The organism is Nostoc sp. (assembly GCF_036916735.1).
Taxonomy (GTDB): Bacteria; Cyanobacteriota; Cyanobacteriia; order Cyanobacteriales; family Nostocaceae; genus Nostoc.
The window spans coordinates 77,539-89,884 of record NZ_JBALFV010000041.1 but is presented as its reverse complement, the minus strand read 5'-3'; the positions used below and the strand labels follow the sequence as shown (position 1 = coordinate 89,884).

At 40.5% G+C, this 12,346-nt stretch carries 7 protein-coding genes; 4 read left to right on the top strand and 3 right to left on the bottom strand.

Going from position 1 to position 12,346, the window contains the following annotated elements:
• Positions 1–689 precede the first annotated feature (689 nt).
• The gene (gltB, locus tag V7L20_RS10315; RefSeq protein WP_334743980.1) at positions 690–5,471 is read left to right on the top strand and encodes a glutamate synthase large subunit; all 4,782 of its coding nucleotides are present in this window, start codon (positions 690–692) and stop codon (positions 5,469–5,471) included.
• 791 nt (positions 5,472–6,262) lie between these two features.
• On the opposite strand, the gene V7L20_RS10310 is transcribed toward gltB, so the two are convergent.
• A complete protein-coding gene (locus tag V7L20_RS10310; protein ID WP_334743979.1) occupies positions 6,263–7,180 on the bottom strand; it encodes a polysaccharide deacetylase family protein in 918 nt (305 codons plus the stop codon).
• Positions 7,181–9,106: 1,926 nt separating this feature from the next.
• Between V7L20_RS10310 and lepB the strand changes: the two genes are divergently transcribed.
• On the top strand, positions 9,107–9,679 hold the full coding sequence (gene lepB, locus V7L20_RS10305) for a signal peptidase I (protein WP_334743978.1): 573 nt from the start codon (positions 9,107–9,109) through the stop codon (positions 9,677–9,679).
• Positions 9,680–9,827: 148 nt separating this feature from the next.
• Here lepB and V7L20_RS10300 read toward each other — a convergent pair whose 3' ends face one another.
• Positions 9,828–10,361 (bottom strand): ComEA family DNA-binding protein, encoded by a 534-nt coding sequence (locus V7L20_RS10300; protein ID WP_334743977.1) that lies wholly within the window; start codon positions 10,359–10,361, stop codon positions 9,828–9,830.
• 13 nt (positions 10,362–10,374) lie between these two features.
• On the bottom strand, positions 10,375–10,749 hold the full coding sequence (locus V7L20_RS10295; RefSeq protein WP_334743976.1) for an NINE protein: 375 nt from the start codon (positions 10,747–10,749) through the stop codon (positions 10,375–10,377).
• 192 nt (positions 10,750–10,941) lie between these two features.
• On the opposite strand from V7L20_RS10295, the gene V7L20_RS10290 reads away from it, so the two are divergent.
• Both V7L20_RS10290 and V7L20_RS10285 read left to right on the top strand, forming a co-directional pair.
• Positions 10,942–11,874: a J domain-containing protein gene (locus tag V7L20_RS10290; protein ID WP_334743975.1), complete on the top strand. Its 933-nt coding sequence runs from the start codon at positions 10,942–10,944 to the stop codon at positions 11,872–11,874.
• Between the two features lie 125 nt (positions 11,875–11,999).
• Positions 12,000–12,323, top strand: coding sequence for a DUF1825 family protein (locus tag V7L20_RS10285; protein ID WP_109011164.1), 324 nt, complete (start codon positions 12,000–12,002; stop codon positions 12,321–12,323).
• The last annotated feature ends 23 nt before the right edge of the window (positions 12,324–12,346 follow it).

Genomic DNA, 12,346 nt, shown 5'->3' with positions numbered 1-12,346 from the left:
AACAAAGATATTTGGGAATTGTCAAATGGGTATATATTGTAATACGCTGATTTTATTGCTGGATCAGGATAACCAAATAATTACTAATTCGTAATGGGCTACGCCCCGCTACGCTAACGTAATTTGTAATTAAAAGGGTACACCAGCTCAGACTCAGTTTTAATTCAATGGTTAACAAGACAATGGAGGGTAGAACCCCTCACTGATTGCAACCACGAATTAAGGTAGCGTAGCGTAAAGCCTTTAGCATAGCTATCTAGACGAGATGCTACGCAAATGCTTAGAGTGAGTTCTTGATCGTCACGATCAATTACAAATTATCTTGGCTTTGGCTTGAAAAAATAGTACAGCCTTCAGTTTTAGTTTTGTTTCAGGTGAGCCGGAATAGGCTCTATGAGTAGCTAGCGTGCATCTGGAAAAAGAGAATTGAGAAAATACTTAGCTTCAAAATATAAAAAAGGAACTGTCAGGGCAAAAATGATGTCTTGGCGCAGGTAAGTTGTTTAACACCGCATAAATACATAAAAATAAGCAAAAATTTTAACACGAGTTAACTAACAAAGTAAAACCGAAGTTAAAATTTTTTTTCCCTAAATTTCGGTGTCTGTATATTTTTCCATCGCTGAATTTAGAACTTTTTTCCATAACGTAGTGGCAAAATTGGTAACTCAATACTTCAGGAACAGGGTATGAATAATAAACCGATGAATCAAGACCAGAAAATCACAAAGGATATAAACTCAAGAGATACCTATCAGGGGCAAAAGTGGTTAGTAGAGGAACGAGATGCCTGTGGTGTAGGTTTTATTGCTCATCGCCAAAATCATACCAGCCACGAAATTGTTGAAAAAGCCTTAGCTGCTTTAACCTGCTTAGAACATCGAGGAGGTTGTAGCGCCGATCAAGACTCTGGTGATGGTGCTGGAGTATTGACAGCTATTCCTTGGGAGTTGTTCCAACAAGACTTTGCCGAAAGTGGAAAGGAATTTCCATGCATCAATAATATAGCTGTTGGGATGATCTTTCTACCACAAGACCAGGAAGCAGCACAAAAAGCTAAAGCGGCAGTTGAGCAAGTAGCTGCTGAAGAAAAATTCATTATACTTGGTTGGCGAGTTGTGCCAGTGCAACCTGATTTACTTGGAGTACAAGCAAGAGAAAATCAACCCCAAATTGAACAAGTTTTGTTAGCTTCTGTTGACAAGAGTGGCGATGAATTAGAACGACAATTGTATATTACCCGTCGCCGAATTAGTAAAGCTGCAACCAACATCTCAGAAGAATTTTATATCTGCTCATTGTCAAGCCGCACAATTGTCTATAAAGGCATGGTGCGTTCTGCTGTATTGGGCGACTTTTATGACGATTTAAAAAATCCAATTTACAGAAGCGCCTTTGCTGTCTATCACCGCCGCTTTAGTACCAACACAATGCCCAAGTGGCCTCTAGCACAACCGATGCGGCTTTTGGGTCACAACGGTGAAATCAATACTTTATTGGGTAACATCAACTGGATGATGGCACGAGAAGCTAGCCTGAATCATCCTGTATGGAGCGATCGCATCAATGAACTTAAGCCATTAGTTCATATTGATAATAGCGACTCAGCTACCCTAGACAACGTACTAGAATTGCTAGTGTGTTCTGGACGCAGCCCCTTGGAAGCTTTAATGATTATGGTTCCAGAGGCTTACCAAAATCAGCCTTCTTTAGATAATTATCCAGAAATTGTTGATTTCTACGAATATTACAGTGGTCTGCAAGAAGCATGGGACGGGCCAGCACTTTTAGTATTCAGTGATGGCAAAAAAGTTGGTGCAACACTAGATCGTAATGGCTTAAGACCAGCTCGCTACGCGATCACCAAAGATGACTACATTGTAGTAGCTTCGGAAGCTGGTGTAGTAGACTTTCCAGAAGCCGATATTGTCGAAAAAGGTAGACTCGGGCCAGGGCAAATGATTGCCGTGGATTTAGTAAATCATGAAGTCCTGAAGAATTGGGAGATTAAGCAGCGCATTGCCAAGCAGCACCCTTATGGTGAATGGCTGCAACAGTACCGTCAAGAATTAAAGTCATTGGTAAGCCAACGCGGTCTTCTCCCAAGGGGAGACGCTAAGAGCGAACGAGCGTCTGGGGGTCTCCCCCATGAGCGATTGGCGAACCCTGAAGGGATCATTGGTCATCCGTCATTAGCAAATGGCAATGGCAAAGGACAAATGACAAATGACCAAAAACAGGTGACAATTGACAAGCAAACATTGCTTCAGCTGCAAACTGCTTTTGGCTACACCACAGAAGATGTGGAAATGGTAATTCATCCAATGGCGATCGCAGGTTCGGAGCCGACTTTCTGCATGGGTGATGATATTCCTTTAGCAGTGCTGTCAACAAAACCCCACCTGCTGTATGACTATTTCAAACAGCGTTTTGCTCAGGTGACAAACCCGGCGATTGATCCCCTACGGGAAAAGCTAGTGATGTCTCTGAAAGTTGAACTGGGTGAACGGGGTAACTTATTAGAACCCAAGCCAGAATATGCTCAAAGATTGAAGCTGGAATCGCCAGTTTTAACGGATGCTGAATTAGAGGCGATTAAGCTGTCGGGATTTGCCACAGCCGAGTTGTCAACCCTATTTGCGATCGCCAGTGGCCCTGAAGGATTAAAAGCCGCAGTCCAATCTTTACAAGCACAAGCAGCTCAATCAGTCCGCGCAGGTGCAAAGATTTTAATCTTAAGTGATAAGGGAAATGACGGTATCAGCCCAGAAAATACATACATTCCTCCCCTGTTAGCAGTGGGTGCTGTACATCATCACCTGATTCGGGAAGGGTTGCGAATGAAAACATCCCTGATTGTCAATACTGCCCAATGCTGGAGTACTCATCACTTTGCTTGTCTCATTGGCTATGGTGCTGGTGCAGTCTGCCCGTATATGGCTTTGGATACGGTGCGTGATTGGTGGTCTGATCCCAAAACTCAAAAGTTAATGGGTGTGCAAAAAATTCCAACCCTCACCCTAGAACAAGCTTTAGGAAACTATCGCAAAGCAGTAGAGTCAGGTTTGCTAAAAATTCTCTCCAAGATGGGAATTTCTCTGCTCTCCAGCTATCAAGCAGCCCAAATCTTTGAAGCTATTGGCATCGGTGGAGATTTAATCGAACTGGGATTTTGTGGTACGACTTCCCGCATCGGAGGTTTGAGTGTTGGCGAACTCGCTGATGAAGTGCTTTCCTTCCACAGCAAAGCTTTCCCAGAAGTGACAGCCAATAAGTTACAAAACCTGGGCTTTGTGCAGTACCGTCCAGGCGGCGAGTACCACATGAATAGTCCAGAAATGGTTAAGGCGCTGCATAAAGCTTTAGATGGCAAAAACTACGACCACTACGAAGTTTATAAAAAGCACCTCCAAGGTAGACCAGTAACTGCCCTGCGGGACTTGCTAGACTTCCAGGGCGAGGGCACCCCAATTTCTGTAGAAGAAGTAGAGTCGGTAACTGAAATTGTCAAACGTTTCTGCACCGGCGGCATGTCTCTAGGCGCTTTGTCAAGAGAAGCTCATGAAACTTTAGCGATCGCCATGAACCGCATTGGCGGTAAATCAAATTCAGGAGAAGGCGGTGAAGACCCAGTGCGCTATACAGTTTTAGATGATGTAGACGAGTCTGGTCATTCACCAACCCTTCCTCATTTAAAAGGATTGCAAAATGGTGATAAAGCCTATAGTGCCATTAAGCAAGTTGCATCAGGACGCTTTGGTGTTACGCCAGCGTACTTAGTCAACGCCAAACAAATTGAAATAAAAATTGCCCAAGGTGCCAAGCCTGGGGAAGGTGGACAGCTACCAGGGCCAAAAGTGAGCCAATACATTGCGATGTTAAGACGCTCAAAGCCAGGTGTGACGCTGATTTCACCACCACCACACCACGATATCTATTCTATTGAAGACTTAGCGCAACTGATTTTTGATTTACACCAAATTAATCCGAAAGCAAAGGTGTCGGTGAAGCTAGTTGCAGAAGTTGGCATTGGCACGATCGCGGCTGGTGTAGCTAAGGCAAACGCTGATATTATCCAGATTTCTGGTCATGATGGTGGTACAGGTGCATCGCCATTAAGTTCGATAAAACACGCGGGTTCACCGTGGGAACTGGGTTTAAGTGAAGTGCATCGCGTCTTGATGGAAAATGGCTTGCGCGATCGCGTGATTTTGCGCGTAGATGGTGGACTGAAAAGTGGCTGGGATGTGGTAATAGGTGCATTGATGGGCGGTGAAGAATTTGGTTTCGGCTCCATCGCCATGATTGCTGAAGGCTGTATCATGGCGCGAGTTTGCCACATGAATACCTGCCCTGTGGGTGTTGCTACTCAAAAAGAAGAACTCCGCAAGCGGTTTACGGGAATGCCGGAACAGGTTGTCAACTTCTTCTACTTCATCGCCGAAGAAGTGCGTAGTTTGTTAGCAAGACTAGGTTACCGTTCTTTATCAGAAATCATTGGACGTGCAGATTTGTTGAAACTGCGCCCAGAGGCAAAACTCACTAAAACGCAATCATTGAACCTGGACTGTTTACTGAAGCTACCAGATACCAGAGACAATCGTAGTTGGTTGCTGCATGAAGAAGTCCATAGCAACGGCGTAGTTTTGGATGACAAGATGCTTACCGATCCCGACATTCAGACTGCCATTAGGGATCAGTCCACTGTTACCAAGACTTACCCTATTGTCAATACTGACAGAACAGTAGGCACAAGATTAGCGGGAGCGATCGCTTCTCAATACGGTGATAGCGACTTTGAAGGACAAATTAATCTCAACTTCACAGGCAGTATTGGGCAAAGCTTTGGTGCGTTCAACCTCTCTGGTATAATTCTGACCCTAGAAGGAGAGGCAAACGACTACGTAGGTAAAGGGATGCATGGTGGTGAAATCATCATCAAACCTCCAACTGATGCTACCTATAACGCATCACAAAACGTGATAGTTGGCAATACGTGCCTCTATGGTGCTACTGGTGGCATGTTATTTGCAAACGGTTTAGCAGGAGAACGCTTTGCTGTAAGAAACTCCAAAGCCATAGCAGTGATTGAAGGCGCTGGGGATCACTGCTGTGAATACATGACTGGTGGTGTGATTGTCGTTCTCGGCAAAGTAGGACGTAACGTAGCAGCCGGAATGACTGGTGGACTGGCATACTTTTTGGATGAAAACGACTCATTTCGTGAGTTAGTCAACCCGGAAATTGTCAAAATCCAACGGGTGATTACACAAGCAGGTGCAAAACAACTGCAAGAGTTAATCAAAACTCATGCGGAACGCACTGGTTCACCAAAGGCGAATAAAATTTTGCAAAACTGGCAAGAATTTTTACCTAAATTCTGGCAGTTGGTTCCACCTTCTGAAGCTGATAGTTCCGAAGCTGATCCACAAAAAAACACAACTGAGTTCAGTTTAGTCAGCAGTCATTAGTAACTGTAACCATTCTCATACTCAGCCTTAAGCCATTCTCCTGTTGGAGAAGCTGCACAAACAGGTACTCTGTGAAAACCCCTTTGGATACTTAAAACAGTCGCTTGAATTTACCCCTTACAAAGACTGTAGAGAGAAAATATATTTCCCCTTATTTAGGGGGAATATCACTAAATTATTTACAACTGGACTTTAGACTAAGGCAACAAAAGTGACTGAGCAACTAGATTGTGAAGTTTAGTAATAAAGTCGAGATCAGCACTGTTTTAAATCAGTGAACAGTCAACAGTTATTAGTTATCACGGTTTCAGTCGAGGATTTGACCCCGACTGAAACACAGCACTTATTAGAAGTGTGAGGCTCTGACTCCCAATTGAGTTGCATTTTTTAACTGATAACCGATAACTGATAATTGTTGAAATCTACCTAATTGGGAATAGAAGGTATTATCTAAATGCTGGTAAACTACCATATAAATGTTTGCTAACAAATAGAATTTGTTTATAGCAATTATTATAAAAAAGAAAACATCCGAGCAGAAAACTTCTGACTTCTGAATAAAAAGTTTTCAAAATGATTATTTTTCATACTTTAAAAGCACTACTGACCATTGCAATAAGTACCTGAAAACATAATATGGGCAGCTTAGACAGTTATTGCCTCTCCATCGCTGGGTTAAACGCGATTTAATTGAAGTAAACGCATGTTAAATTTAACTTCAATTATTCTGATTAATTTTTCGTTACATACTTATCAATTTCCTCATCGACTTAATTACCCATAATTAAGAATTATTCTTTTTTATTTTTGTTAGCAATCAACTTTTGGTCTGCATCTTCCATTTCTAAAAGCTCTGGAATAGTAACAAAGTGATAGCCTTGTTTTCTAAAGTTGCTAATAATTTCTGGTAAAGCTTGCACAGTTCTGGAACGGTTACCACCACCATCATGCATTAGGACAATACCACCAGGTTTTGAATCTTTAATCACGTTATTGATCAACCTTGGTACAGCTGGTAATTTATAGTCTGTAGAGTCAGCAGACCACGTTACCACAGTATATTTTTGGCCTTTAGCGTAAGCAGCTAATCCATTATGTAGGATGCCACCAGGCGGTCGGAAAAGATGTGTTTTAGCACCAGTAACTTGATAAATTAGGTCTTCTGTGCGATCAATTTCAAAAGCAGCTGCTTGTGGATTCATGAAGTGATACCAGTGATGCCAAGTATGGTTGGCAATGACGTGACCTTGAACTACAATTTGCTTTCCTAATTCTGGATAATTTTTTAGGTTCTGCCCAATGACAAAAAACGTCCCTTTGATATTATTTGATTTCAGAATATCTAATACTTGTTCTGTGGTCTTGGGCCAAGGGCCATCATCAAAAGTGAGAGCAATTACTTTCTGCCCCTTAGTGAGTTTTGCCGCTCCAACTATTGCCCCTTGAAAACGCGATGGTATAGCGTAGGATAGTCCTTTTGTTTGTGCTTCTAGCTGCCAACTTGTAAGCATGGCCGACTTTAATTTCTCAATTCGCTCCTCAGTTCCTACATTTGCAGCTACATCCTTGACATTTATAGTTTGTCTACTCTGAGCTTCTGAAGGGTTTGGTCTTAGAAGCATCATGAAAGCAAGGCTAAAAACACCACATAACGCAAGCAGTGCAATTAATATTCCTTCTGGCCACAGAAACGACTTATTGTTTTCCACCTCATAGCTCCTTCAAAGATCGAACCATCCACCACGTTATGACGGTACGTTATAGCACATTTTTTTTGGATATCCTAGCTACCCGCTGCTTTCTGGTAATCCTGAAAATTAGAATCGGGAATAACGAAAATTCAAAATTGAGAAGATAGACTATACAGCTTTAACTGAAATCTAGATGCTCTAGATTTGGGCGATCGCTTATACAATACTTGATACTGTTTAATGTCAATCCATTTATAAAAGAGGAGATTCTTACCCCTAGCTCTAAGAAGGAGTGCAATCGAATAATTAATGACACCGCAAAATCTTCTTTATCACAGTTCTGAATTAGTTTCTGTCTTTTACTTCACCACTAAGGCAGCATTATCCTTTTAAGTTTTATAGCTTTGCAAATAAAATGTAGCTCAACTATCACGCCTACAATTACTGTTTTTTGTAGGCTGAAGTTTTTATAGCAATACTTCCTGACAAAAAAGCTGTACAGGTTGTAGCTGAGTAAATTATTTAATTAACATACAAAACTACTTACAAGGAGCGGGGTATCTTTATGAAAAGAGTCTAATAAACTATTAGCCATTTTCTTGATAAGATATATCTTACTGCCTGCTGCCATTCCTTCCTTTTTAAGAAAAAGTTAAATTTTTAACTTCCAGAATGTTGCCTTGAACTTTCTATGAAATAGACAGACGGAAATTAATTAAATATAGTTTCTCATTGCCAAGGGGCATTTATTCGTTAATCTATATGCTTTTAAATCATTCAGCAAAAATGATTGTATCAGCAGCTTAACTCTGTTTTTGATGCTGATATTTAAGCCTAAATTACTAGTAGGTTTTTGTCTGTTAATTTTCTTCTTGATAGTAAGGGAGATTTATATATTATTAATAGTACAATATAGTATATACTGTCACAGTAAAATTACGCAATTTATTCAAATCTTTATAGCAAAACCGTTCTCACAGTAGTAACTTAGTATATATATATACTAATAGAGAGGTTTATTATCATATTTTTGAAGTATACCGCGTAATACAGATAAAATGATGCAACGTGAAACTCAACATTCATCGGGGTGTTGGATCTCATGCTTCGCTGCGCGACGCTGACGCGAACGACACAACTACAAAATTTATTGCGCTAATTTAGCTTGTGTCCATTGGTGTCAACTTAAGAAAAAATCTGCTTTGAGAGGACGTTTTGCCCTCATCACCTAACCCCTTCTCCCAACTTGGGATTCAAGGAATTAGAGAATTTGCTCGCCTCTGGCAAAATTGCCTTCAGGGTTGGGGGTAAGGGTCAAATCTAGAAAGTTTGCCAAATTTAGCTTATACGTTAAGTTGACACCTATTATCTGGGTCACAGCAGTACATATACTTAGATTTTTTCACGTAATTCAATCGGATTACTATATTTAAGTAAGGCATTCAGTAAGGGACTTCCAAATAAAAAATACTTGACTATTTGTTGTAGGGTAGACCAAAAAGCCTACCTTGGGCTACAGGCAAGAAGCTGACCCCACAAGATTGGTAATTTATTTGTTGAAAGTCTCTAAACTGTTTTGCCACTCAACGACCAATTTTTTCTCAAAGAAAAAACCGACTGGCTGTATCGCTCTACCAATCGGTAACTGCTTTTTTAGCAGTAAGAAGCAAAATTGAAAATCATCTCATAACTTGCCTTATAATTGCAGCAATTAGAATTAAGATTTTTAATTATCTATCTAAAAATCCTATTCATCAGTTTATATTGCTTTAGACAGGTCATAGTTTATTTCCAGTAGTTTTGCTTATCTTTGGTAGATGCGATAATTGTATTGTTTAATATCTGGTATGGATTTTTGCAGAATCCAGCTTGTTTATTAGTATACCTTTTGAGTCAAAATAATCAAGGTATTTGTTCCACTTCTTGAACTGGCTAAAAACTTTTATGATTCCTCACGAAAGTGATGCAAAAGAAGAGCGTGCGTCGTTAAAAGTATGGCGTAGTTGGCAAGAAAATCTGATTTTAATTGCGATCGCATTGTGTTTGGCATTTATAATCAGGACTTTTATCGCCGAACCCCGCTATATACCTTCGGATTCGATGCTGCCTACCTTACATACAGGCGATCGCTTGGTAGTTGAAAAAATATCCTACCATTTTCACCCTCCCATAACTGGGGATATTATTGTTTTTCAGCCACCCGCAGAACTACAACGTCGAGGATATCCCAAAGACCAAGCCTTCATCAAGCGGGTTATTGGCCAGCCTGGTGAGGTAGTTAGTGTTGCTTTTGGCAAAGTCTATCTTAATGGTGAACCTTTGACAGAAGACTACATCGCTGAACCCCCAAATCAGCCATATCGACCAGTGAAAGTCCCAGAAAATGAGTTTTTTGTTATGGGAGATAACCGCAACGATAGTAATGACTCTCGTTATTGGGGTTTTTTACCCAGAGAAAATATCATCGGTCGTGCAGCATTTCGCTTTTGGCCTCTTGATCGCATTGGGTTCATTTAATCAATTTTGGATTTTGGATGTTAGATTTTGGATGTTAGATTTTAGATTTTTCCTTTAATCGAAAATCCAAGTTGCACTGTCAGGGCATCAAAGATGTGACTCAAAATCTAAAATTGGCAAAGTTAGGAGTTATTTTAAAACTTCTAACTTAAAACCTTAAGTAATACATCAGTTGAGCGATCGCATCACCAGTTAACTCCAACCGCCGTTGGAAATCAGCTAGGTTACGGTAAGGCCCGGCTGATTGCCGATTTTGCACCACTGCTTGTGCTAGAGACAAATCTATAAATGGAATTTGGGCTAAATTTTCAACTGTTGCTGTATTTGGGTTGACTAAATGGGCCGGACTTTCTAAAGATTCGTGGTCATAGTAAATAAAATTCAGCAGAGGCTTTAATGGCTCCAAGCGCAGCGCTGGTATAGCTAAAGCCGCAGCGATATCTTCAATACAGTAAAATTTAACACCCGAATGCGAAAGTTCTACAAGCGATCGCGCTTGGTGAATTGACAAACCTGGTAGGCGTAACCAATCATCTACAGTCGCTTGATTAGCATCAATGCGGATACCTAATTTAGCCGCTAGCTGAATTTCTTCCCCAGATTGTAGGCGATAGTAGGGATCGTTGAGGAGCTTGGTGCGGAGCTTTTGCAGCCTGGGGTTCAAAGGTAGCCAGTTATTCATGTTGTTGCTTACCTCAAGAAATCTGGTCTAGCAATTGGCGACGCTTTTGCTCAAATTCATACTCTGAAATTAGTCCATCCTGGCGCAAAGCATCCAATTCACGCATTGCATCAGCGATCACTCCTACCTGATTACTCACCTTTTGTGAGTTTCTTATTGCTGACTTACCTAGATTAAAATTACGATCAAAAGCTTCTTCATTTTGGGCTAAATACCAAACTCCTTCAATGGCACTAGCTACTCTGGGGATTGGCGTCCAGGAAAGCAAAAAATACAAAACACCCCAAAATGGCTGTCCCAGATAGAATTTATGTAATCCTGAAATTGTCAGCGTGCCAGAAAAAGCTAAAACAGCAGCAACACTTCGACTTTTGCGCTTAGTCAACATATTTCTAATAAATATACCAATACCACAGTTTTGACAATCAGACAGTCAATTATCCTGCCTTGCTCTTCAAACTTTTAGATGGAAATTCCCGGACATAATTTAGTAATTGCAGAAATTTGAGTAAGTTTCACATGACCGTGCATTGAGCTTTGATGCTAATTTTAAGTTTTTAACAGCTTTATTACTACTACTATGTCACAGACCTTCCTACCGCCAAAATGGCTTGAACAGCTTTGTGATCCTTACGCTGTGCTAGGAATTTCTGTAATTGCTGACAATCGCCAGATTTTAAAGCGCTATCACTCTTTAGCGAAGCTGCTACATCCCGATCGCCATGCTAAAAACTGCAATCCAGACCAAGAATTAGCAACGGCAATATTTAGCCATTTAATCAATCCAGCTTATGAACAACTGAAACATCAAGATAAGCGTTTGATAGCGATTGCTATGCTGCGATCGCAAGCAAAAGCTTTCGAGCAGAAGCCTTTGTCTTCTCAAAGTCCCATAGCTCAGAAAGTTATCGAAATGTCTACACCCCAAGCAGAATTGTTTTATGAAGAAGCGATCACCTGCTATGCAGAAGATCAATATAAATTATTAGAGCAGTTTTATCAGGTAACGCAACAAATTAATACACTGAATTTAGTATACTTACGGTTACATAAACCAGACTTCCGAGCAACACAAAAAGCTCTTAGCATCCTCTCTGAGGTAGAAGTTAAGCCAATTGAATTGACATTAAATGAAAAAACTGATGTCAAACCAGTTGTGACAAACTACGCTCAACGTCACTACCAACGAGCTATTGAGTACGTCAGGCTAGCCAAATGGTCTCTAGCTGTGCAAGAATTGCGCGATGCTATCAACTTAGAGCCAAATAACAGCGAATATTATGCCTTATTAGGTTTGGTATATTTAAAACAGAAATTTATCGGGATGGCTAGGGTTTACATCCGCCAAGCATTAAAACTGAATCCACAAAATTCACTAGCTTTGAAATACGCTCCCGGACTGAAAATTCAATCTTGTGAAAGCACCAATCCTAAATCAATGGCTACAGCTATGAGTATTGCAGCTCTATTAAGTCGGTTTACTCAAAGGAAAGGTTCTCTAGTCAAGTGTTGAAATTTCGGTAACAAACCGTACTAAAAACGAAGCTTCGTTACTAGATTACTCTCCTAGACTAAAATAATAATAGAAGTAAAACTATTAAGCTGCTGAGTATAGACACTTAGTTTAATATAAGCAATATGGGATTCTTCGATTCTGAGATAATTCAGCAAGAAGCAAAACAGCTGTTTGAGGATTATCAAGCATTAATCAAGCTTGGTAATAACTACGGTAAATTTGACCGCGATGGCAAAAAGCTATTTATTGAGCAAATGGAAGCCATGATGGATCGGTATCGCATCTTTATGAAGCGCTTCGAGCTATCAGAAGATTTCATGGCACAAATGACAGTAGAACAACTAAAAACACAATTAGGTCAATTCGGTGTCACCCCACAACAAATGTTTGACCAAATGCACCTCACTTTAGAACGGATGAAAGCCGAACTAGAAAAACAAGCCTAGTCAATTTTAGATTTTAGATTTTA